Source organism: Roseateles sp., from assembly GCF_965262435.1.
GTDB lineage: Bacteria > Pseudomonadota > Gammaproteobacteria > Burkholderiales > Burkholderiaceae_C > Paucibacter_A.
Genome location: NZ_OZ253537.1, coordinates 5,346,028 through 5,366,926, shown reverse-complemented (window position 1 = coordinate 5,366,926; position 20,899 = coordinate 5,346,028). Strand labels below are relative to the sequence as shown.

Sequence of the window (20,899 nt, the reverse complement as noted above, 5' to 3'; positions counted from 1 at the left end):
GTCAGAAAATGACTCTGACCCTAATTGTGAGAATTGAAGTGCCAGAGTTTGAAAAATGACTCTGACCCTAATTAGTGAAGATCAGGAGCGAAGCATGGGCAAGGTTACGGGCTTCATGGAGTTTGAGCGGCTGGAAGAGGGCTATGAGCCGGTCGCTGCGCGGGTCAAGAATTACAAGGAATTCGTGATCGGACTGAGTGCTGAGCAGTCCAAGCAGCAGGCCGCCCGTTGCATGGATTGCGGCACGCCGTTTTGCAACAGCGGCTGTCCGGTCAACAACATCATTCCGGACTTCAACGACTTGGTGTACCAAGGGGATTGGGCCAATGCCATCACCGTCCTGCACAGCACCAACAACTTCCCCGAGTTCACCGGCCGCATCTGCCCGGCGCCCTGCGAGGCGGCCTGCACGCTGAATGTCAACGACGACGCGGTGGGCATCAAGTCCATCGAGCACGCCATCATCGACCGCGCCTGGGCCGAAGGCTGGGTGCAGCCGCAGTTGCCCAAGCTGAAGACCGGCAAGACGGTGGCCATCGTCGGTTCCGGCCCGGCCGGTCTGGCGGCTGCCCAGCAACTGGCGCGCGCCGGCCACAGCGTGACCGTGTTCGAGAAGAACGACCGTGTCGGCGGCCTGCTGCGCTACGGCATCCCCGACTTCAAGATGGAGAAGTCCCACATCGACCGCCGTGTGGCGCAGATGGAAGCCGAGGGCGTGGTCTTCCGCACCGGCGTGCTGGTCGCATCCATGCCGGAAGGCTCCAAGGTCACCAACTGGGCCAAGGACAGCATCAGCCCGGACGAGCTCAAATCGCAGTTCGACGCCGTCTTGCTCAGTGGCGGCTCTGAAGCCAGCCGCGATCTGCCGGCGCCCGGTCGTGAGCTCAGCGGTATCCATTTCGCGATGGAATTCCTGCCGCAGCAGAACAAGGTCAATGCGGGTGACAAGCTCAAGGGCCAGATCCGAGCCGACGGCAAGCATGTGGTCGTGATCGGCGGCGGCGACACCGGCAGCGATTGCGTCGGTACCAGCAACCGCCATGGCGCCAAGAGCGTCACCCAGTTCGAGCTGATGCCCCAGCCACCCGAGGTGGAAGACCGCCCGCTGACCTGGCCCTACTGGCCGCTCAAGCTGCGCACCTCCAGCAGCCATGAAGAGGGTTGCGAGCGCGAGTTCGCCATTTCGACCAAGGAGTTTGTCGGTGAAAAAGGCAAGCTGACCGGCGTCAAGACCGTGCGTGTCGAATGGCAGGGCGGCAAGATGGTCGAGGTGCCGGCCTCCGAGCAGATCATCAAGGCCGACTTGGTCTTCCTGGCCATGGGTTTTGTCGCACCGGTCGCCACCGTGCTTGATGCCTTTGGTGTCAGCAAGGACGCGCGCGGCAACGCCAAGGCCAGCACTGATTTCAGCGGTGGCTACAAGACCAATGTCGACAAGGTCTTCGCCGCTGGAGACATGCGCCGCGGTCAGTCACTGGTTGTCTGGGCGATCCGAGAAGGCCGTCAAGCAGCGCGCGCAGTGGATGAGTTCCTGATGGGCAGCAGCGATCTACCGCGTTGAGCCCTCGGGCTCGCAGCCCGTGCCGCTCGGCCCAATCAAGTTCATCAACGCCCCCGCTGTGACGAGATCCCAGCGGGGGCGTTCGTTTTCCTGGAATCGCACGACCACGCAGAGACGGGCCGCGACTTCTTGCTCGCCGAGCCTGCCAGGCTTGAAGGTCTGGCCCAGAAAGGCCCGTTGAGTTGCTTTGACGAAGCGTGGGGGCAAGCGGTCAGCCGGAACCAATACGTCGTCCACCTGCCCGCTCTGGCTGATCAAGAGCGCCACTCGTACATCGGCGCGGCCCTCAGGCAGGGCTTCGTCGGGATGGCTGAGGGAGAGGCTCGCGCCGTCCAACAGCCTCGGTGCTTCAGTCAGTGTCTCGGCAGGGCGGTAGTTGGGCAGCGTGGTTTCGTCCTCGTCCTCCTCGTCAGCCGTGGGGGCGCGACGGGCAGATGACCCCTGGGTGGCTTCTGCCAGATCCTGCGACGCTTCCTTGGGCCGGATCAACTCGGCACCTGGTCGCTCATCCGCTTGGGACCCAGTGCGCGCGCCGACTGGCGGTTCACCGGTGTTCTTTGTTTGCGGGACTTGCTCCCCTCGCCTGGAGTCGCTCAGCAAGCGAACCGTCATGGTGTTGTCGAGTGCTCGCCCTGCATCCGCCCCTTCGCTACGTGGCCAGCTGAAGGCCCCAATCAGCACGTGCAGAGTCAGAGCGCCGATCAGGCTCCAGAGCAGCCGTCGGTCGAGGGTGGAGGGCAGCCCGGGTGAACGTGCCACCCGGTGAGCGCCAGCAAGCAAGCTGCTGGCGGCAGTCAAAGCCACCCCCTCGCCGAAGCGCTCATGCACTCAATCCGTCAACTCGCGCCAGGACAGGCGGCGGGTGTTGCTGTTGCTCAGACCTTGCGGGCGAAGCGGCGTGACGGTGGTGTTATTCGACAGACGCACCAGATCGATCACCTTGTTGTTCGGCAACCTCACCGTCGAGGGCCGAGTGGCAATGGCATTGCCCAGCGAGATGCTGACGATGGACTGGGCGCTGTCGACGGCGCCGCCGGTGCGGTAGTCAAAGTAGTTGATCCAACTGGAGCCGCCCACGGTGCAGATGCCCGAAGAGTTGATCACATTCGAGGTCACGCCCAGGACACCGCCGACCAGCACGGGCTCATTGGTGACCCGTTCGCGGGTGCTGGGCAGGTCCACATACCAGCCGTTCTTCTCGAGCAGATCCACCGCCTGCGGGTTGCCATTGCTGCGGATCGGCGAGCCCGGGCTGCAAATGGCCGAGTTGGCCGGGCAGGTGCCGTTGCTCAGGGTCTGCTGGACAAAATTGTTGGCCACCAGCCTCGGGTTGCCAAAGTCGCTGGCGCTCAGTCGGTCCTTGATGGCATAGATGCTTTGCGTGGTGGCGTCGCTGAGATCGCTGACCCCGAGGTAGCGGCCGGTGCCGACAAAAATCATGGGGTAGATGCCCACCATGCCCAACTCCGGGCGTGAGGTGATGGGCTGCACCTGGCCCAGTGAGTTTCGCAGGGTGGCGATGCGCTGCGCCTCGTAGCCGGCCGCGCCCACGTTGTTGTTGATGTCGAAACGCCAGACATTGCCCAAGTTGTCTCCGCCGTAGACACGCAGGGCGGTGTTGTCCTTGTCCGAGTTGTCGGCCCAGGCACTGATGTGGCCGAGTCCGCTGGGCGTTCCGGCGCTGCCGACGGCCAGGCCGCCGACCAGGGTGGGAATGCCGTTGGGCAGGGTCGAGATGGGCGCGCCCGTGGCGATATCGAGTACGAACAGGCGACCGTTGCCATCGCCCGGCGTCACGTTGTTGTAGCCCGAGGGCACGATGACCACCCAGCTGCCGTCGACCAGCTTGCTGATCTCGGGCTTGCCGAAGGTGTAGCCGAGATTGTCGTGGGTGAACTCCCAGAGCGGCTTGGGGTCGGTGGGCGAGGTGACGTCAATCGCGATGTAGGCCCGGCCACCGGCGCCAAGGCCTGTGACCAGGACCGTGCGCCAGTCGCTGCCAATCTTCACTTCCTGGACCACCGGGCTGGCATCGACGAAATACTGATGCTTGTTGCCATAGCTCTTGTCGGCCAGCTTGTGGAGTCGCGGCATGACCTGGCTGGGCACATAGGCCCAGAGCTCGTTGCCGCTAGCCGCACTGAAAGCGTGCAGCATGCCGTCATTGGCTCCCACATAGACCATGCCCTCGCGCAAGGCCATCGAATCCTTGTGTGCCGCGAAGCCGGCGTCGGTGTAGTTCATCTGCGCGTTCTTTGCATAGACCGCCTCGGAGTTGACGATGTCTCCCAGGAGTTGGGTGCGCTGACGGAAGAATTTCGTCGGCTCAGCCAGCGTACCCTCATCGCTGCGGCTGCCGCGCAAATAGTCCACCAGACGCTCGCCGGCAGCCGTGCTTTGGTCGCTGTTGCTCAGGCAGAAGTCGCCCGAGCCGCAGAACTGAATCAGGTTGTTGCCTGCGGCGGTCAGCGTGGCGAGGTTGAAGTAAGCCTTCTGGGTGGCACTGAGGTTGTTCCAGGTGAACTCGCTTCGGTTGCCTGCACCCGCGCTGAACATATAGATCTTGCGGCTGTTGTTGCTATCCAGCAAGGTGCCGGCAGACCAGCCGCCAGCCGCAATGATGGCCCCGGTATCCAGATCGATGCGTTGAGACTTCAGCTGCCCTGTCCATTCGCCGGATTTGAAGTTCGAGACAAAGATTTGATTGTCGCCTGCAGAAACATTGGGATTGCTGGCGGTGGCGGCAGCTGCCGCACCGTCATCTGCGGCAATGTTGTTCAGGGCCGATTGCAGTCCTCTGTAGAGGCTTATCGGGTTGCTGGCGCTGAAGTAGGTGCCGCCGCCGTTGACGGCCGCGTGCCAGAGGTCGTCGATGGTGGTCAGGGTGTTGGAGGCCGGCGTGGGCCAGGTGCATTCTCCGCTCGCTTGCCAGGTGCAGGTGCCTGCCGCCACATTGGGGCTGCTGCCCTGGCTGACGGCAAAGTAGTCGCCGCTGGTGGCGCGCAGGTAGTCGGACTGGTACTGCATATAGCCAGATGCGCCCAGGCCCAGCGTGAAGCTCACCATGCGCTGCTGGGCACTGAGCGTGCCGTTGCCGCAGACATCGGCGCTGTTGCCCGAGCCGCTGGTGCATTCGGGCTGGCCATCGGTACCGGTGCGCAGATCAGCCTTGTAGTAGTAGGCCGCCACGTCGGCCAGGGTGTTGGAAACCGCGTTGCCGTCTTTCTGCGGGCGGGCCATCGCGCCATCCTGGTCCCCCAGGGCACTGCCGTCCAGCTGCGTCAGCGTGACGGCTTCGTTCCAGAAGCCGTCCGTGGACAGCACGGTGTAGTTGCGTTGGCAGGAGTACTGCACCGGGTCTTTGATGGTGCCGCCGTTGTAGCTGCCGGTCAGCTTGCCGGCGTAGAGGCGGCCGGCATCATTCAAAGCCCGCCGCAGCGGCGTGGAACCGCTCGGGAGTGCACTGAAGAGTCGGCTGTACCAGTCCGATTTGTTGGCGCCGCTGTAGTCTGCGAGGTTCAGGAAGGCATTGCCCTGGCTGTTGTTGATGCTCATATAGCCGACGCGGAAATTGCTCGTCACGGCAGAGAAGGCCTGGCTGGTCGAGGACTTCATCATCTGCATGCGCGTGTGGTAGTAAGTCCACCAGTTCGCGAAATTGGTCATTTCCTCGGCATAGCTGCAACTGTTGCCGGTGCAATCCGTGCGGGTTTCGGCCTTGGGGTAGCTGTCGCGCGTGGGGATGATGTCAACCCGCTGGAAGCCACCTGGGTAGCCCCCCGCAATGCCCGGCGTGCCGGGGCTCGGTGCCCGGTAGCCCGAGAACGTGGGCGTGGTCGGGCTGATGCTGAGGAAACAGGTCGCCGAAGACGTGGTCAGCGAGATCGCGCCTGGCGCCGTCACACCCGCAGGTGCGGTGATGGTGACGGTGCGGTTGGCCTGGGTTGCGAAGTAGCCGGTGCCGCCGTTGTTGATTCGCGAGGTCAGCGAGGCCGCCAGATTGGAGCGGTTCGACTCCAGGCTGGTGGCACTGGACAGCAGTTGGATGGCGCCAGACTTCAGGGAGTTGATGGAGACAAAGCAGCCATTGCCGTTTTTGTCCGCGATCGTATTGATCGTCAGCACGGCCGTGGCGCGGGTCTCCTGGGTGGCAGGAATCCCGACTGTCCCGGACGTGAAGAATTTGGTGGGGTAGCGTGCCTCGGGGTAATTGTTGCTGCGCACCGCCTGGCAGGAGCCTGAGGCCGGTGTGGCCGCGCGGGCGTTGGCGTCGGTGTTGCACCAGCGCACGGGCGCGGGGTACTTGAAGGTCGCGGTTTCCGTGGTCTGGCAATTGCGCAGATTGATGTTGTCGCAGTACTCAGCCGGAATGATGTTGTAGTAGTGCGGGCCCCAGGCCTGCGCGCTGGTGCCGGGCCGGTCTGGCGCGCCGGTGGCCTTGTTGCCGTTGCCGCTCGCGGTGGTCGCGTGGAAGGTGGTGTAGCTCTTGTTGTTGACGATGCCGGGCAGGATGTAGTTGTCGTTGCGCAGGCAGTCGGTGTAGCTGATGTCCGTGCACCATTCGGTATCGGGGTAGCTGGTCAGCAGGTTGATGTTGCTGGTGCTCTGGATGCCGAAGGCGTCGTTGGCGACCACCGTCCAGCCGCTGGTGTTGGTTTCGGTCATGCTGGACCAGCTGCCGCCGGTCGCATTCAGGGGCGGCGTGTAGCGTATGGCCGGGTTGTAGGCCATGCTGTTGAAGCTGGCGCTCAGAAAGGGCGGGTGGCCGCGCAAGGTGCCGAACGGTGGCGCACCGCGCCAGCAGGCGTTGCTGCTGTCGCCGCCCTGGCAGCAGGTGTTGCCGAAGCTGCCGCTGTTGGTGGACGTGGCGCCGGCCGATCGGCAGAGCTTCGGATCGGGCGTGGAGTCGCCATTGACATGGTCGGGCATGAAGTCAAAGCCCATGGAGCCCGAGTCGTCGAGCACGAACATCAGGTTCGGCTGCACGGCATTGGGGGTGGCCACGACCAGCGGGGTGCTTGAAATATCGGTGGCTGCGGCACCGGCCGTGCCACTCAGCTGCAGTGCGGCCAAGCCGAGCCAAAGGGCAAAGAGGCGTTGCTTGCTGCTCATGGGTAACTCCAAATCGGATCTGGGGTGAAGCACCGGCAAGGCCGGAGCTCAAAGGGCCACGACGGCCTGGACGAAGCCAATCGTGTTGCGCGGGCCGGCGACGCGGGCCGTGATGCGGTAATAGCGTTGGTTGGGGATGCCAATGGGCGTGCCGCTGTTGGCGCGCTTGCTACCGCCCTCGCCGGGGTCGGTGGCGGGCGCAGCTTCGCAGCCGATGCCCGAGGTCGGGGCGCCCTGACCGTTGCACAGGCGCTGGATCACAAAAGACACTGTGTTGCCGGCCGCATCGGCGGCCAGGGTGTTGACCGTGTTGCTGGGCACCAGGACCGTGGTCCAGAAGGTTTCCCAGCTTTGGCCCGCGGCCGGGTCTTGCCGCAGGGCCAGGTAGCCCACGGGGCGCCCGGCGGCGATGGTGATGCTGTTGTGCAGATTGGTGGCGATGTTGTTCTGCTCCAGCCAGGCCACGGCGGTCTCGATGCCCAGATCGGCAGACTGAATGGCTGACTGCTGGAAGGCCAGATTGCCGGCCACCTTGTTGCTGCTTAGCATGGAGCGCATCAGGCCGACAGCGGCCAGTGACATGATCACCAGCACGACGATGGCCAGCATCAGCACGATGCCGCGCTGCCGCGCCGGCTGCGGCCAGGCGCTGCGCACAGCAGCGCGGCGGCCAGGCAAGGGGCGTTGGTGGATCAGCATGTTGCTTGCGCTCCCTGCCAAGCCATATTGCGCAAGGGCGCGACGGCTTCAAAGACTCTGTAGCGGTAGTACTGCCACTCCGCATCAGCCGAGAGGTTGATGGGCGCATCGGCGGAACCCGCCCAGGTCGGCGCGTTGGCGGCCACGGTCACCGCCGTCTTCTCCTTTTGGCCGCTGACGGTGGTGACGGCCAGGCGCAGCGCCGACATCCGCGCCCACTGGCATGGCGTGCTGGGTGTGGTTTGGTCGAAGAGGTCCACCGTGCCGTCCATCGGTGCCGCGGTGGTGTCGCGCCCGTATTGCGCCCGCAGATTGACGACGTTGTCGATGATCTCCACCCAGGCCTGCGCTGTCACGGTGCCGCAGTTGCTCACCATCAGGTCGCACTGGGTCAGGCGCCCGTTGCGCACTGCATAGGCGAGCACCTTGGGGCTGGCCCCCCAGTTGTACAAAGTGTCCTGGATGCCGACCGCTCCAGTGGCGACGACCACATTGGCGCCCACGGGCAGTGCACTGACTTGGTCCAGCAGCAGATTGCAGGCGGCCGGGCGCACCTGATTGGCGGCAATCACCCGGTCATTGTTCGTGAATGCCGAGGCGGTGGCCACCGAGTAGGTCACGGCATCGGGTTCGGCGGTGATGCGGTCGCCCTCGGGCGCGCCATTGCCGCTGCTGTAGACCACCAGCAAGGTGTCGCTGCGGGGATCGCCTGCCGGAATGTCGGCATGGTTGATGGTCACCGGCCCCAGGGTGTTGAGCACGCGCCCCGTCGGCAGGGTCAGATTGCACCCGGCCAGCACCAGGTTGGCGGCGCCGTGGCCACTCTGGCGGATGTCTCGCTGCAACTGGGCAATGGCGATGGCGCCGTTGGTCTGGGCTTCGTCGCCGCTGGTGGCCGTGCGCTGGCCGCGCTCAGACAGCGAGAACACCTGCATCACCACGATCACGGCAATCATGCCCAGCACCACGCCGACCAGGAGCTCGATCAGACTGAAGCCGCGCTCGTTCCGTGCTGCAGAACAAAAATGTGAAGTTGTCGTTTTCAAGTCGGTCTCCGGCGTCACTTCATCTGGGTGATCATCACCAAGTTGTGCGGGTTGCTGCCGAGGTTCTCGCCGGGTGCGGCCCACTTGACGGTGATGGTGATGCGCAAACTGGGCGTCAACACAGGCCCGCCAGCGGGCGTACCTGCCAGCGCTGGCAAGGGGTTGATCTGGGCGAAAGTGACGGTCGGCGGGTAGGCGTCCACGCCAGGTAGCGCCGAGCTGACCTTCTCCAGCCAGAGCTTGTAACCGTTGCCCTGGGTGGCACTGCTGTAGTTGGTTTGCAAATTGGCGAGATTGCGGTTGCCCACCCACATGGTGCCGATCAATTCATTGGCCAGCAGGGCAGCGTCGGAGCGGTGTTTGGCCTGCCCGGCTTGCTTGACCGCTGTGGCTTGCAAGCCGACCAAGCCCAGCACGCCCAGGGCGAACACCAGCAAGGCGACCAGCACCTCCAGCATCATGAAGCCGCGTGCGCGGCGCGTGCCTGAGCGCCGAGCTGTCGCAATAGGGGTTTTGTGTGTCATATCCAAAACTCCTGTTCAGCAGCTTTGAACATCGGCGCTGGGCAGCTTGGGGTTGCACATGCGCACCTGGCCGGAGGGCGTGATGACGATGCGCAGGCAGACGGCCGCGCCGTTGGCATCGCAGGACCCCGCCGCTGCGTTGCTGACGTCCATGGTGATGTTGGCGGCCGGCGCCGGCGTGGGCTTGCCCAGGCCGTTGAAGACCACCGAGCCCACGGTGGCCGCAATCTCGACTGAGCCGTTGCCATCCTTGCTGGGCTTGGTGTGCAAGATGCGCGGAGCCACGGTATCGGAGGGGGCCGACGCGCAGCGGGCTTCGACCGAATCCTCAGCCGTGTTGGCGCCGATCATATTGATCACCCAGTTGGTGCCGCTGGTGCTGATGGTGCAGTCGTTGGTCAGCGAACTCGTGAGCTGAAAGCGCACGCCGGTGTTGCGCGCCACAGCCTCGGCCTTGGCCAGTTGGATGCCTGCGCTCAAGGTTGTTGCGGTGTTGCGGATACGGCCGTTTTGCAGCCAGGTGGAAAAACTCGGTGCCGCCATGGCCATGAAGATGCCCAGCAAGGCCATGGTCACCACCAGCTCGATCAGCGTGACACCGAGCTGGCCGAGACCGCGCGCTCGGGCCCCAGCGCTGATGTGGGTCTTCAGCATGATCCGTCCTGCTTGGTGGCCCAGCAGGTGTTGGGGTTGGGCGTGGTCCAGCCGCTGGGCAGGGCGGCGGTGGTCTTCACGCCCGCCTCATTGACGGTGTAGGTAAAGCCCGCCATCGTGTCCTTGCCCACCGCCTGCAGGGTGAAAGCCAATGCGCTGGACGAGGAGCAGGAGAAATTGAAGAACTTGCTGCTGCTCGTGTCGGAACTGCAGTCCGGAGCTCCGCTGTAGGTGCGGCGGTCCAGGAAGAACTGTTCCATTCGCACCTGCCGTGTCGCCAGACCCGCCGTGGCCTCAGGAATCTTGCCGCGGACCACATAAGCCCTGTAGGACGGCAGGGCCACGGCTGCGAGGATGCCGATGATGGCCACGGTCACCATCACCTCGATCAGGGTGAAGCCCTGATCCGGACGTGATTGAGAAGAGGTGACGCGTGCTGACATGGAGTGCTCCTGGTTGGAATTGATTTTCGGCCGCAGCATTTCGCTTGTGTAGCCGCCTATCAGACTGTCCCTCGCGCTGGTCGGAGTCAGGCCCGGAAATGTGAACTATTTGGGGTGCTTCTCGGCGGCTCGGTGCGCGATCGGTGTTTCCCCTATGATGTGATCTTTGTCAAAAACGGGCCTGTGCCCGCCTGCCCGAGGCTCATGGCCCCCTATTCATCCACTTCCATTTCCGCACCGGAAACGCCTCTGATCGAATTGCGTGATGTCAGCTGCGGTTACGGCGATCGGGTGATTCTGGAGCGCGTGAATCTGCGCATCCCGCGCGGCAAGGTGCTGGCCCTGATCGGCACCAGCGGTGGCGGCAAGACCACGGTGCTGCGGCTTCTGGGCCGGCAAATCAAGCCGATTTCCGGCCAGGTGCTGTTCGACGGCGTTGATCTGGCGGGTTTGAACCTGGATGAACTCTATGCCGTTCGTCGGCGCATGGGCATGTTGTTCCAGTTTGGCGCCTTGTTCACCGACCTCACGGTGTTCGAGAACGTGGCCTTCCCGCTGCGCGAGCACACCCGCCTGCCCGAGGCCATGATCCGCGACCTGGTGCTGATGAAGCTCAATGCCGTCGGCTTGCGTGGCGCACGTGATCTGCTGCCGTCCGAGATTTCCGGCGGCATGGCGAGACGCGTGGCCTTGGCGCGAGCCATTGCCCTGGATCCGGATCTGGTGCTTTACGACGAGCCTTTTGCCGGTCTCGACCCGATCTCGCTCGGCGTTGCGGCGCGCTTGATTCGTGATCTCAACGATGCGCTGGGCCTGAGCAGCATCATCGTCTCCCATGATTTGCATGAGACCTTTGCTATCGCGGATGAGGTGGCCATGATCGCCAACGGCCGCGTCGTGGCACAAGGCACGCCCGATGAGCTGCGCCACAGCAGCGACCCGCTGGTGCAGCAATTCGTGGGCGCCCATGCCGACGGGCCGGTGCGCTTCCACCAGCCGGCCTGCCCGGTGGCCGAGGATTTCGGCCTGGGGGTGGTCGCATGATGTTCAATTTTTCGGCCACCATCGGCCGCAGCTTGCGTCAGCAGCTGGTCGATCTGGGTTCCAGCACCCGCCTGTTTCTGCAATTGCTGGCCCGCTCGCCGGCTGCCCTGCTGCGCTTTTCGCTGGTGCGTGAGCAAATCTACTTCTTGGGCAATCGATCGCTGTCCCTGATTGGCGTGTCGGGCCTGTTCGTCGGTTTCGTGCTGGCCTTGCAGGGCTATTACACGCTGCAGCGCTATGGCTCGGCCGAGGCCGTGGGCTTGCTGGTGGCGCTGAGCCTGGTGCGCGAGCTGGGGCCGGTGGTCGCGGCTCTGTTGTTTGCCGGGCGCGCAGGTACCTCGCTGACGGCCGAAATCGGCTTGATGAAGGCGGGCGAACAGTTGACCGCCATGGAGATGATGGCGGTGGACCCGCTGACCCGGGTTCTGGCCCCGCGCTTCTGGGGCGGCTTCATCGCCATGCCCTTGCTGGCGGCCCTGTTCTCGGCCATTGGCATCATCGGCGGCTGGTTGGTGGCCGTGCCCCTGATCGGCATTGATGCCGGCGCCTTCTGGTCGCAGATGCAGGGCGGCGTCGACGTCTGGGCCGATGTGGGCAATGGCGTCGTCAAGAGCCTGGTTTTTGGTGTCACCGTGACCTTTGTGGCCTTGTTGCAGGGCTATGCCTGCAAGCCCACGCCCGACGGCGTGGCGCAGGCGACCACGCGCACGGTGGTGATGTCGTCGTTGGCGGTACTGGCACTGGACTTTGTGCTGACCGCGATGATGTTCTCGATTTGATTTCTAGGGGTAGAGGATGCAAGCCTCAAGGCATGATGCATGGGTGGGTTTCTTTGTGCTGCTGGGCGGAGCGGCTTTGCTGTTTCTGGCCCTCAAGGCCGGCAACCTGCTGAGCCTGAACTTTGACGAGACCTACCAGGTCACGGCCAAGTTCGACAATATCGGCGGCCTGAAGTCGCGCGCGGCGGTCAAGAGTGCCGGCGTGGTGATTGGTCGGGTTGAGTCCATCACTTTCGACGACAAGAGCTTCCAGGCCAAGGTGGTCATGAAGCTGTACAAGAACGTCGCGTTCCCCAAGGACAGCTCGGCCAAGATCCTGACGGCAGGTCTGCTCGGTGAGCAGTACATTGGCCTGGAAGCCGGCGCCGAAGAGAAGAACCTGGCCGCCGGTGACAACATCAGCCAGACCCAGTCGGCCGTGGTGCTGGAAAACCTGATCGGTCAGTTCCTCTACAACAAGGCCGCGGATTCCGGCACGCCGGCCGGCGGAGCCAAGCCATGAGCACGTGGAATCACAGCCTGCGCCAACTTCTCTTGATCTTGGGCATCGTGTTGCTCAGCGGCTGTGCCAGTCTGCGCGGCCCCGGTGCACCAGGGCAAAAGCTGGACCCCTGGGAAAGCTGGAATCGCAAGGTCTTCAATTTCAATGAAGCGCTGGATGCCAGCGTGCTCAAGCCTGTGGCCACGCTGTACAGCGATGTGGTGCCGGCGCCGGTCCGCCAAGCAGCCGACAATTTCTTCAGCAATGTGGCCGATGCCTGGTCGGCGGTGAACCTGCTCTTGCAGGGGCGCTTCAAGGCCAGCGTGGAGCAGGGCATGCGCTTTGCCGTCAACTCGACCCTGGGTTTTGCCGGCTTGCTGGATATTTCCACCGAAGTCGGCCTGGAGCGCAAGAGCGAGGATCTGGGCAAGACTTTCGGGGTCTGGGGCACCGGCACCGGGGCCTACATCGTCTGGCCTTTGTTTGGCCCGTCTTCCCTGCGTGACACCTTGGCGCTGCCTTTCGACCGCATTGCCACCTCACCCACCTTGGTCGTCAAGGACGGTTACAGCAAGACTGCGCTCGGTGCCCTGCAGCTGATCAATGCCCGTGCCAACTTCCTGCGCGCGGGTGAGATGCTCGATGGCATCGCTTTGGACAAGTACACCTTCATCCGTGACGCCTACCTGCAGCGCCGCGGCAGTTTTGGCAATGACGACGAATATGAAGTGCTGACACCCGAGCCAGCCGGAGCGCCCGCATCCAGCCCGCAGGCTGGGCCTTGATCGGCTCTATGCCCTCGCTTGAAAGGAATGATGAAATGAATGTTGTGCGACGTGTCCTGAACCGCGGCCTGCTTGCAGCTGCCTGCGCCCTGAGCCTCGGTCTGCCCCTGCAGCCCGCCCTGGCCGCCGATGCCAGCAGCCCCGATGTCTTGATCCGCCAGCTGTCTCTGGAAACTTTGGAGTCGGTCAAGACCGACAAGTCCATCCAGGGCGGCGATCTGCAGAAAATCATCAGCCTGGTCGACGGCAAGGTCATGCCTCACGTCAACTTCCAGCGCATGACCTCCTCCGCGGTCGGTCGCTTCTGGCGCCAGGCCACGCCTGAGCAGCAGCAGCGCTTGCAGGACGAGTTCAAGACCTTGCTGGTGCGCACCTACGCCGGCGCGTTGACCCAGGTCAAGGACCAGACCATCGCATTGCGACCGCTGCGTGCATCGCCCAGTGACACCGAGGTGGTGGTCAAGACCGAGATTCGCGGCAAGGGCGACCCGATTCAGCTCGACTACCGTCTGGAAAAGTCCGGTGCCGTCTGGAAGATTTATGACGTCAATGTGTTGGGCATCTGGTTGGCCGATCAGTACCGCAACAGCTTCTCGCAAGAGATCGGCGCGAACGGCATCGATGGCTTGATCAAAGTACTGACCGAACGCAACCAGAAGGCCGCAGGCGGCAAAGCCTGATGAACAGCCCGGCGAGTCACTCCAGCATGCTGAAGCTGCCGGCGTCGGTGCGTCTGGATGAGGCCGGCCGTCTCTGGCCGGCACTCAATCAAAGCCTGCGTGCCGAGTCGGCCCAGGTGCGCAGCGCTGCCGGCACGGAGCTGCATCTGAGCGCGGCCGAGCTGCAGCACTTTGACTCGGCGGTCTTGACGCTCTTGCTCAGCGCCGGCCGCGTTTGTGCGGCCGAGGGCCTGCATCTGCGCGTGCACGAGGTGCCGCCCAAGCTGCAAGAGCTGGCGCGCGTCTACGGCGTCGCCGAACTGCTGTGGCCCGAGCTGCTCAGCTGATATAGCGCTTGCCGCGCAGATTGCGCTTGATCTCCTGCAGCATCGGCCGCAGGTCAGCGCCCAGGCGCAGGGCCACGCCGGTGGTCAGGATGTCCACGGCGGTCAGGTGCAGCAGGCGCGACACCATGGGGCTGTAACGGTCATAGTCCTCGGGGTGGTCGACCGCGAGCAAGACCTGGCCCGGGCTCAGGCCCAGCTGCGCCAGCGGTGAGCCACTGGCGGTGATGATGATGGTGGTCGCGCCCTTTTTGCGCGCGATCTCTGCCGCATCGAGCAGGTCGCGGCTGCGGCCGGAATTGCTGATGATGACCGCGCAGTCGCCCGGCTGCAGCATGGTCGCACTCATCAGCTGCACATGGCCGTCGCTGCAGGCGGCGGTGTTGATGCCGAGGCGAAAGAACTTGTGCTGCGCATCCTGCGCCACGATGCCCGAATTGCCGACGCCGTAGAACTCGATGCGCCGATGGCTCCGTGCGGCTTCGGCCAGCGCATTGATCGCGCACTCAAACGCATGGCTGGCTGCGTCATTGCGGTAGTGCAGCAGGGCGGCGACCGCGTTGTCCACCACCTTGACGATCAGGTCGGCCGGCTTTTCATCCTCGTCCACTGCGCGGTGCACAAAGGGCACGCCTTCGTTGACGCTGCCGGCCAGTTTGCGCTTGAAGTCGGTCAGGCCGTCATAGCCGACGCTGCGGCAAAAGCGCACCACGGTGGGCTTGGATACATGGGCCCGGTCGGCCAGCTCGCTGACCGGCAGATTGGCAAAGGCCCGGGCGTCGCTGAGCAGCAGCTTGGCCACGCGCTGCTCGGCCGGCGGCAGGGCCGGCAGGGCGGCCTTGACGCGTTCGAGAATACTCATGCTTCCTCAGACCAAGTAAAGCCGTCGCGCGCCACCAAGGCGCTGGCCGCGGCCGGGCCCCAGGAGCCCGCGGTGTAGGGGCGGGGGCCGGTGTTGTCCTGCTTCCAGGCGTCGAGGATGGGCTCGACCCAGCGCCAGGCTTGCTCTTGCTCATCGCTGCGCACGAACAGGTTCAGGCGGCCGGCGATGGCGTCCAGCAGCAGGCGCTCGTAGGCGCCGACGCGGTTGGTGGCGAAGGCCTTGTCGAAGTCCAGGTCCAACGACACGGGCGACAGCGCCTCGCCATGCGCGCCGCCCTTGGCGGCCAGCAATTGCAGCTCCAGCCCGTCTTCCGGTTGCAGCTTGATCACCAGGCGGTTGGCCTGGTTGGTGCCCGGGAAGATGGGGTGTGGCACGGGGCGGAAGTTGATGACGATTTGCGCGTCACGGGCCGCCAGGCGTTTGCCGGTGCGCAGGTAGAAGGGCACGCCGGCCCAGCGCCAGTTTTGCACCTCGGTGCGCAGGGCCACAAAGGTTTCGCAGTGACTGTCGGCCGGCACCTTGGCTTCGTCCAGGTAACTGGGTACGGCCACGCCGCCCACCGTGCCGGCGCGGTACTGGCCGCGCACCACATCACGGGCCACGCTCTCCGGCGTGAAGGGCTTGAGCGAGCGCAGCACCTTGAGCTTTTCGTCGCGGATGGCGTCGGCGTCATTGGTCGAGGGCGGCTCCATGGCGATCATGGTCAGCAGCTGCAGGGCATGGTTCTGGATCATGTCGCGCAGCGCGCCGGTGCCGTCGTAGAAGGCGCCCCGCGTGCCCACGCCCAGCTCTTCGGCCAGGGTGATCTGGATGTTGGCGATGCTCTCGCGGCGCCACAGCGGTTCGAACAGGGCGTTGCCGAAGCGCAGGGCCGAGAGGTTCTGCACCGAGGGCTTGCCGAGGTAATGGTCGATGCGGAAGGCCTGGCTTTCCTTGAAAACCGAGCGCACCACGGCGTTGATCTCCTGCGCGCTGGCCAGGTCGTGCCCCAGGGGTTTTTCGAGCACCACGCGCACTCGCTCGTGGTTCAGGCCGGCTTCGCCGAGTTGCTGGCAGATCTGGGTGAAGAGATGCGGGCTGGTGGCCAGGTAGAGCACCACAGTGTCGGCGCTGCGCTCGTCCAGCCAGTCCTTGAGGCGCTGGTAGTGCTCGGGCTGGGACAGGTCCATGCGGCGGTAGTGCAGCAGGGCGGCGAAGCGCTCGAACTCTTCCTCGTTCGGGCGCTTGGAGCCGTCCACCTCACGGAAGCGTTCCTTGAGCCATTCGCGGTAACGCTCGTCTGTCATCTCGTCACGGGCCACGGCCAGAATGCGGCCGCCGGCCGGCAGCTTGCCGTGGCGAAAGGCCTGGAACAGGGCGGGCATGAGCTTGCGCCAGGTCAGGTCGCCAGTGCCGCCGAAGAAAACGAGATCGAAAGACATGAGATGGGCCCTGTTGCGGTTCATCGAAAAAATGAACCCTTGATGTAACAAAGTTTCTGGAATTATGATGCATGAGTTTCGTAATTCGGTCAATGCGGCCGGCCTTTTTTACGGCGCTCATGGGGGTTTGCTCCAGGAGACGGCTGTAACCCAGGCTCAGGCTTGCAGCGACAGGGACTGCGCAAGAGCGGTTCTAATGGAGGTTTGAACCGCCTTTTTGGAGTGCCCCGTGAACCAGCTCGATCAACTCAAGTCCCTGACCACCGTCGTCGCCGACACCGGCAACTTTCTGCAGCTGGCCCAGTTCGCGCCGCGCGACGCGACCACCAACCCCTCGCTGATCCTGAAAGCGGTGCAGTCGGCTGACTACGCGCCCCTGCTCAAGGACACCGTGGCCGCCCATCAAGGCAAGCCGCTGGACGAGATCGTCGACCAGGTGCTGGTGCGTTTCGGTCTGGAGATCCTCAAGGTGGTGCCGGGCCGTGTGTCGACCGAAGTCGATGCCCGCCTGAGCTTTGACCGCGCCGCCACCGTGGCCCGCGCGCGCCGCATCATGGCCTTGTACGAAGCCGCCGGCATCGGCCGCGAGCGCGTGCTGATCAAGATCGCTGCCACATGGGAAGGCATCCAGGCCGCCGCTGAGCTGGAGCGTGAAGGCATCCACTGCAATCTGACCTTGCTGTTCTCCTTCTGCCAGGCCGTGGCCTGCGGTGCCGCTGGCATACAGCTGATCTCGCCCTTCGTCGGCCGCATCTACGACTGGTACAAGAAGAGCGCTGGCGCCGCTTGGGACGAAGCCGCCCAGGCCGGTGCCAACGACCCGGGCGTCAAGTCGGTCGCTCAGATCTACAACTACTTCAAGAAGCACGGCATCCAGACCGAGGTCATGGGTGCGAGCTTCCGCAATGTGGGCCAAATCCAGGCCCTGGCCGGCTGTGATCTGCTGACCATCAGCCCCGATCTGCTGAGTCAGCTCCAGGCCCTGGACGCGCCGCTGCCGCGCGCCCTGGATGCCGACGCCGCACGTGCCGCCGATATTGCCGCTGTTTCCTACGACGAAGCGGGCTTCCGCTTTGCCCTCAACCAGGATGCCATGGCCACCGAGAAGCTGGCCGAAGGCATCCGCCTGTTTGCCATTGACTCGGCCAAACTGGATCAGATGATCGCGAGTTGAAGATGTCCCCAGCACCGCATCTGCGTTGTGACCAAAGCCCGGCCTGGGCCGCTCTGAATGAGCGTTATCAGGCGAGCGGCCAGCATTTCGATCTGCGCCAGGCCTTTGCGGCCGAAGCTGCGCGTTTTGAGGCCTGGTCGCTGCAAGCGCCCGAGGTGTTTGCCGATCTGTCCAAGAACCGCATCGACACGCCGACCCTGCAGCTGTTGCTGCAACTGGCGCGCGATTGCGGCCTGGAGGCTCAACGCGATGCGCTGCTGGCCGGCGCGCCGGTCAATCTGACCGAAGGCCGCGCCGTGCTGCACACGGCCCTGCGCGCGCCCGCCGGCCAGGGCTTGCACAGCGATGAGGTGCAGGCCTCGCTGAGCCGCATGCTGGCTTTTGCCGAAGGCGTGCGTGACACGGCCACCAGCGGCATCCGCGATGTGGTGCACATCGGCATCGGTGGCAGCGACCTCGGCCCGGCCATGGTGGTGGGTGCCTTGCAGGCCTACACCCAGCCGGGGCTGAAGCTGCATTTCGTCTCCAATGTCGACGGCCATGATCTGGCGCCGCTGCTGCCCCATTTGAATCCGGCGACCACGCTGTTTGTGATCGCCTCCAAGACCTTCACCACCCAAGAGACCTTGGCCAATGCCCTGGCGGCGCGGACCTGGTTCCTGGCCGCCGGTGGCACGGACGTGGCGCGCCACTTCGTCGCCACCAGCAGCAACACCGCGGCCGCTGCGGCCTTCGGCATCACCACAGCCTTTGGTTTCTGGGATTGGGTCGGTGGCCGCTACTCGCTGTGGTCGGTGATCGGCCTGCCGATCGCCATCGCCATCGGCGCTGAGAGCTTCCGCGCCCTGCTGGCCGGCGCCCATGCCATGGACCGCCATTTCGCCGAGGCGCCGCTGGAGGGCAATCTGCCGGTGCTGCTCGGTGTGCTGGACCTCTGGTATCGCAACTTCCACGGCTTCAGCAGCCGCAGCGTGGCGCCGTATCACCAAGGCCTGCGCCGCTTGCCGGCCTATCTCCAGCAGCTGGAGATGGAAAGCAATGGCAAGGGCGTGGACCTGCAGGGTCAAGCCTTGCCTTACGACACCAGCCCCGTGGTCTGGGGCGAGGCGGGCACCAACGGCCAGCACGCCTATTTCCAGATGCTGCACCAGGGCACGGATGTGATTCCGGTCGAGTTCATCGCCGTGAAGCACCCGAACTTCGGCGCCCATGCGACGGGTGATCTGGAGTCCTGCTTGCAAGACCAGCATCGCAAGCTGCTGGCCAACTGCCTGGCCCAGTCCCAGGCCCTGATGCAGGGCAAGAGCTTCGAGGAAGCCTTGGGCGAGAAAGCACCCACGGCTTCGGCGGAGCTTGACCCGACCACGGTGGCACGCCACCGCAGCTTCCCCGGTAACCGGCCGAGCACGACCTTGGTGCTTGATGCCCTCAGCCCGACCTCGCTGGGTGCCTTGATCGCCATGTACGAACACCGTGTCTTCGTCAGCGGCGCGCTCTGGGGCATCAACAGCTTCGACCAATGGGGGGTGGAGCTGGGCAAGGCCTTGTGCAGCAGCCTGCTGCCGCGCCTGAGCAGCGGCGACACCCAGGGCCTCGATGCCTCGACGGCCGGTCTGCTGAACCATCTGCTGGCGCCATGAATATCGTGTTCGATTTTGGCGGGGTCGTGTTCCGCTGGCACCCGCCCAGCTTTCTGGCTCGCGTCTGGCCGCACCGGGTGGCGGACGAAGTTCAAGGAGCCGCCATCGCGGCCGAGTTCTTCCAGAACTACGGGGGCGACTGGGGCGCGTTTGATCAAGGCTTGATCGATGCACCGACCGTGATCGCCCGCATCGCCGCGCGCACCGGCTGGCCGGCCGAGGAGGTGGCGCAGGTGGTGGCGGCCGTGCCTGATGAATTGCAGGCCCAGGCGGGCACCGTGGCCTTGATTGAAGCGCTGAAGCAGGCCGGCCATCGCCTGTTCTTCTTGTCCAATATGCCCGAGCCGTACGCCGACCATTTGGAGCGCAGCCAGCCGCTGGCGCAGTGGTTCGAGCAGGGCGTGTTCTCGGGTCGGGTCAAAGTGTCCAAGCCGCGCGCGGAGATCTTTGATCTGGCTTGCCGCCAGTTTGGTGTGAACGCGCAGAGCTGTCTTTTCCTCGATGACCATCCGGCCAATATCGAGGCAGCCCAGGCTCTCGGTTGGCAGACCCTGCTGTTCCGCATGCCGGAACAGGCACGGGAGGAGCTGCAGGCGCGCGGCCTGCTCAGCCCCGTGGCTCAGTGAGGTAGCGAGTCGTCCTCGACCGGCGGGCTGGCAGCCACGCGGAATTCCTCATTGGCCCAGGCGCCCAAGTCGATCTGACGGCAGCGATGGCTGCAAAAAGGCCGCCAGCTGTTGCTGGGGGCGAAGATCGAATCGCCACCGCATTGGGGGCAGCGCACGATGCGGGGCTTGGCTTGGGAGTCCATGGTCGGGTCGGCTTTGGAAAACAGCGCTCGGACGAGCATCAGGCGCAGAGCGTCAGCTCGAAGCTGGCGTCCTGGTGGGCGGGCTTGAGCCGGCCTTCTTCGTCCTGACGCATCAGGCGGATGGACACCATCAAGCGGTGTCCGGTGATCTCAGGCACCAGGCCCAGGCTGGGGTCCAGTCGCATGCGCAACAGCTGGTAGCTGCGGCCGGCACCCAGGCTTTGCTGGAACTGGCCGGCCACGGCCGCGACCTTGTGCGGCGAGCCGCTGTCGCGCAGCAGGCCCAGCAGCACCTGCAAGGCTTCGGCCAGAGGCATCAGGCTTTGCGTCCACTGCATCAAGTCGTTACGGCGGCGGGCCGGCAGGAACTGCTGCCAGGTGTAGTAAGCGGGCAGATCGAACTCGCAGGTGCCGCCCGGGATGCTGATGCGGCTGCGTATGCTCATCAGCCACTCATTGCTGGTCAGCACATGACCGGCCTTGCCGGAGAGCTTGTTGAGGCCGTCGAAGGCATGGTCGATCCGGGCGATGACTTCATCGAGCACGCTCTCGGCAATGGCCGGGTTGCCGCGGTAGCCGTTGAGCTGCACCTTGTGGCGCTCCAGCTCCTTGAGCAGGTCCGACTTGAGATCGGCCCGTGAGGCCACGTCCATGATCTCGAAAATGGTGACCAGGGCGAAATGGTGATCGAGCGGGGTTTCGCACGCCATCAGCTGTCCGAGTCGATCGAACAGATGCTCCAGGCGCAGCATCGTGCGGATGCTCTCGTTGAATGGGTACTCGTATAGGACCAAGGCGGCCATCCCTGTCGGTCAGCGTTGCTCGCATGCGGGGCGCGG

At 64.4% G+C, this 20,899-nt stretch carries 21 protein-coding genes; 10 read left to right on the top strand and 11 right to left on the bottom strand.

All coding sequences use genetic code 11. From position 1 onward, the window contains the following. Positions 1-94: 94 nt before the first annotated feature. Positions 95-1,561, top strand: a complete 1,467-nt coding sequence (locus ACQY39_RS23045; RefSeq protein ID WP_428510261.1) for a glutamate synthase subunit beta — start codon at positions 95-97, stop codon at positions 1,559-1,561. Here ACQY39_RS23045 and ACQY39_RS23040 read toward each other — a convergent pair. From ACQY39_RS23040 to ACQY39_RS23010, 7 genes are read right to left on the bottom strand one after another with little or no spacing between them, the layout of a single operon-like run. Further along, positions 1,550-2,389: a hypothetical protein gene (locus tag ACQY39_RS23040; RefSeq protein WP_428510259.1), complete on the bottom strand. Its 840-nt coding sequence runs from the start codon at positions 2,387-2,389 to the stop codon at positions 1,550-1,552. The two genes, ACQY39_RS23045 and ACQY39_RS23040, sit on opposite strands and share 12 nt — an antisense overlap. Beyond that, positions 2,390-6,673, bottom strand: coding sequence for a pilus assembly protein (locus ACQY39_RS23035; RefSeq protein ID WP_428510257.1), 4,284 nt, complete (start codon positions 6,671-6,673; stop codon positions 2,390-2,392). It abuts the gene before it with no gap. A 48-nt stretch (positions 6,674-6,721) separates the two neighbouring features. Continuing rightward, positions 6,722-7,372 carry a pilus assembly PilX family protein gene (locus ACQY39_RS23030; RefSeq protein WP_428510255.1) on the bottom strand — a complete coding sequence of 217 codons (651 nt, stop codon included), beginning with the start codon at positions 7,370-7,372 and terminating at the stop codon, positions 6,722-6,724. Continuing rightward, positions 7,366-8,418 carry a PilW family protein gene (locus ACQY39_RS23025; protein WP_428510253.1) on the bottom strand — a complete coding sequence of 351 codons (1,053 nt, stop codon included), beginning with the start codon at positions 8,416-8,418 and terminating at the stop codon, positions 7,366-7,368. The genes ACQY39_RS23030 and ACQY39_RS23025 overlap by 7 nt, the downstream gene beginning before the upstream one ends. A 14-nt stretch (positions 8,419-8,432) precedes the next feature. Beyond that, positions 8,433-8,942, bottom strand: a complete 510-nt coding sequence (pilV, locus tag ACQY39_RS23020) for a type IV pilus modification protein PilV (protein WP_428510251.1) — start codon at positions 8,940-8,942, stop codon at positions 8,433-8,435. Between the two features lie 15 nt (positions 8,943-8,957). Then, positions 8,958-9,596, bottom strand: coding sequence for a GspH/FimT family pseudopilin (locus ACQY39_RS23015; RefSeq protein ID WP_428510249.1), 639 nt, complete (start codon positions 9,594-9,596; stop codon positions 8,958-8,960). Further along, a complete protein-coding gene (locus tag ACQY39_RS23010) occupies positions 9,590-10,039 on the bottom strand; it encodes a type IV pilin protein (RefSeq protein WP_428510247.1) in 450 nt (149 codons plus the stop codon). Before ACQY39_RS23010 ends, ACQY39_RS23015 begins: the two co-directional genes overlap by 7 nt. 204 nt (positions 10,040-10,243) lie before the next feature. Here ACQY39_RS23010 and ACQY39_RS23005 point away from each other — a divergent pair, with 204 nt between their 5' ends. From ACQY39_RS23005 to ACQY39_RS22980, 6 genes are read left to right on the top strand one after another with little or no spacing between them, the layout of a single operon-like run. After that, entirely contained in the window at positions 10,244-11,083 is an 840-nt protein-coding gene (locus tag ACQY39_RS23005) for an ABC transporter ATP-binding protein (protein WP_428510245.1), read from the top strand. Next, positions 11,083-11,862, top strand: coding sequence for a lipid asymmetry maintenance ABC transporter permease subunit MlaE (gene mlaE, locus ACQY39_RS23000; RefSeq protein WP_428510243.1), 780 nt, complete (start codon positions 11,083-11,085; stop codon positions 11,860-11,862). Before ACQY39_RS23005 ends, mlaE begins: the two co-directional genes overlap by 1 nt. Positions 11,863-11,878: 16 nt before the next feature. Next, a complete protein-coding gene (gene mlaD / locus ACQY39_RS22995; RefSeq protein WP_428510241.1) occupies positions 11,879-12,364 on the top strand; it encodes an outer membrane lipid asymmetry maintenance protein MlaD in 486 nt (161 codons plus the stop codon). Then, entirely contained in the window at positions 12,361-13,128 is a 768-nt protein-coding gene (locus ACQY39_RS22990; RefSeq protein ID WP_428510239.1) for an MlaA family lipoprotein, read from the top strand. The genes mlaD and ACQY39_RS22990 overlap by 4 nt, the downstream gene beginning before the upstream one ends. A gap of 35 nt (positions 13,129-13,163) precedes the next feature. Then, positions 13,164-13,808, top strand: a complete 645-nt coding sequence (locus ACQY39_RS22985; RefSeq protein ID WP_428510237.1) for an MlaC/ttg2D family ABC transporter substrate-binding protein — start codon at positions 13,164-13,166, stop codon at positions 13,806-13,808. A 26-nt stretch (positions 13,809-13,834) separates the two neighbouring features. Beyond that, the gene (locus tag ACQY39_RS22980) at positions 13,835-14,134 is read left to right on the top strand and encodes an STAS domain-containing protein (RefSeq protein WP_428510235.1); all 300 of its coding nucleotides are present in this window, start codon (positions 13,835-13,837) and stop codon (positions 14,132-14,134) included. Here ACQY39_RS22980 and ACQY39_RS22975 read toward each other — a convergent pair. Together ACQY39_RS22975 and zwf are read right to left on the bottom strand one after the other, a co-directional pair. Continuing rightward, positions 14,127-14,987, bottom strand: coding sequence for a MurR/RpiR family transcriptional regulator (locus ACQY39_RS22975; RefSeq protein WP_428510928.1), 861 nt, complete (start codon positions 14,985-14,987; stop codon positions 14,127-14,129). The genes ACQY39_RS22980 and ACQY39_RS22975 overlap by 8 nt on opposite strands. Positions 14,988-14,989: 2 nt before the next feature. Continuing rightward, positions 14,990-16,435, bottom strand: a complete 1,446-nt coding sequence (gene zwf / locus ACQY39_RS22970; RefSeq protein ID WP_428510233.1) for a glucose-6-phosphate dehydrogenase — start codon at positions 16,433-16,435, stop codon at positions 14,990-14,992. Positions 16,436-16,664: 229 nt separating this feature from the next. On the opposite strand from zwf, the gene tal reads away from it, so the two are divergent. Genes tal through ACQY39_RS22955 form a run of 3 tightly spaced genes read left to right on the top strand, consistent with a single transcriptional unit; the run spans position 16,665 to position 19,875 of the window. Beyond that, positions 16,665-17,609, top strand: coding sequence for a transaldolase (tal, locus tag ACQY39_RS22965; protein ID WP_263564362.1), 945 nt, complete (start codon positions 16,665-16,667; stop codon positions 17,607-17,609). A gap of 2 nt (positions 17,610-17,611) precedes the next feature. Next, positions 17,612-19,249, top strand: a complete 1,638-nt coding sequence (gene pgi / locus ACQY39_RS22960) for a glucose-6-phosphate isomerase (RefSeq protein WP_428510231.1) — start codon at positions 17,612-17,614, stop codon at positions 19,247-19,249. Then, positions 19,246-19,875 (top strand): HAD family hydrolase, encoded by a 630-nt coding sequence (locus tag ACQY39_RS22955; RefSeq protein WP_428510229.1) that lies wholly within the window; start codon positions 19,246-19,248, stop codon positions 19,873-19,875. The genes pgi and ACQY39_RS22955 overlap by 4 nt, the downstream gene beginning before the upstream one ends. Here the strand turns inward: ACQY39_RS22955 and ACQY39_RS22950 are convergent. Further along, entirely contained in the window at positions 19,869-20,060 is a 192-nt protein-coding gene (locus ACQY39_RS22950) for a DNA gyrase inhibitor YacG (RefSeq protein ID WP_428510227.1), read from the bottom strand. The genes ACQY39_RS22955 and ACQY39_RS22950 overlap by 7 nt on opposite strands. A gap of 38 nt (positions 20,061-20,098) precedes the next feature. Next, entirely contained in the window at positions 20,099-20,854 is a 756-nt protein-coding gene (gene zapD / locus ACQY39_RS22945; protein ID WP_428510926.1) for a cell division protein ZapD, read from the bottom strand. Positions 20,855-20,899: the final 45 nt, after the last annotated feature.

Bases quoted from the DNA above. Each gene is read 5' to 3' on its own strand.
- pilV (WP_428510251.1), bottom strand. From the start codon at position 8,942: ATGACACACAAAACCCCTATTGCGACAGCTCGGCGCTCAGGCACGCGC.
- ACQY39_RS23005 (WP_428510245.1), top strand. From the start codon at position 10,244: ATGGCCCCCTATTCATCCACTTCCATTTCCGCACCGGAAACGCCTCTG.
- ACQY39_RS22990 (WP_428510239.1), top strand. From the start codon at position 12,361: ATGAGCACGTGGAATCACAGCCTGCGCCAACTTCTCTTGATCTTGGGC.
- ACQY39_RS22950 (WP_428510227.1), bottom strand. From the start codon at position 20,060: ATGGACTCCCAAGCCAAGCCCCGCATCGTGCGCTGCCCCCAATGCGGT.
- mlaD (WP_428510241.1), top strand. From the start codon at position 11,879: ATGCAAGCCTCAAGGCATGATGCATGGGTGGGTTTCTTTGTGCTGCTG.
- zwf (WP_428510233.1), bottom strand. From the start codon at position 16,435: ATGTCTTTCGATCTCGTTTTCTTCGGCGGCACTGGCGACCTGACCTGG.
- ACQY39_RS23045 (WP_428510261.1), top strand. From the start codon at position 95: ATGGGCAAGGTTACGGGCTTCATGGAGTTTGAGCGGCTGGAAGAGGGC.
- ACQY39_RS23015 (WP_428510249.1), bottom strand. From the start codon at position 9,596: ATGCTGAAGACCCACATCAGCGCTGGGGCCCGAGCGCGCGGTCTCGGC.
- ACQY39_RS23010 (WP_428510247.1), bottom strand. From the start codon at position 10,039: ATGTCAGCACGCGTCACCTCTTCTCAATCACGTCCGGATCAGGGCTTC.
- ACQY39_RS22955 (WP_428510229.1), top strand. From the start codon at position 19,246: ATGAATATCGTGTTCGATTTTGGCGGGGTCGTGTTCCGCTGGCACCCG.
- ACQY39_RS22980 (WP_428510235.1), top strand. From the start codon at position 13,835: ATGCTGAAGCTGCCGGCGTCGGTGCGTCTGGATGAGGCCGGCCGTCTC.
- ACQY39_RS23035 (WP_428510257.1), bottom strand. From the start codon at position 6,673: ATGAGCAGCAAGCAACGCCTCTTTGCCCTTTGGCTCGGCTTGGCCGCA.
- mlaE (WP_428510243.1), top strand. From the start codon at position 11,083: ATGTTCAATTTTTCGGCCACCATCGGCCGCAGCTTGCGTCAGCAGCTG.
- ACQY39_RS23030 (WP_428510255.1), bottom strand. From the start codon at position 7,372: ATGCTGATCCACCAACGCCCCTTGCCTGGCCGCCGCGCTGCTGTGCGC.
- pgi (WP_428510231.1), top strand. From the start codon at position 17,612: ATGTCCCCAGCACCGCATCTGCGTTGTGACCAAAGCCCGGCCTGGGCC.
- ACQY39_RS22985 (WP_428510237.1), top strand. From the start codon at position 13,164: ATGAATGTTGTGCGACGTGTCCTGAACCGCGGCCTGCTTGCAGCTGCC.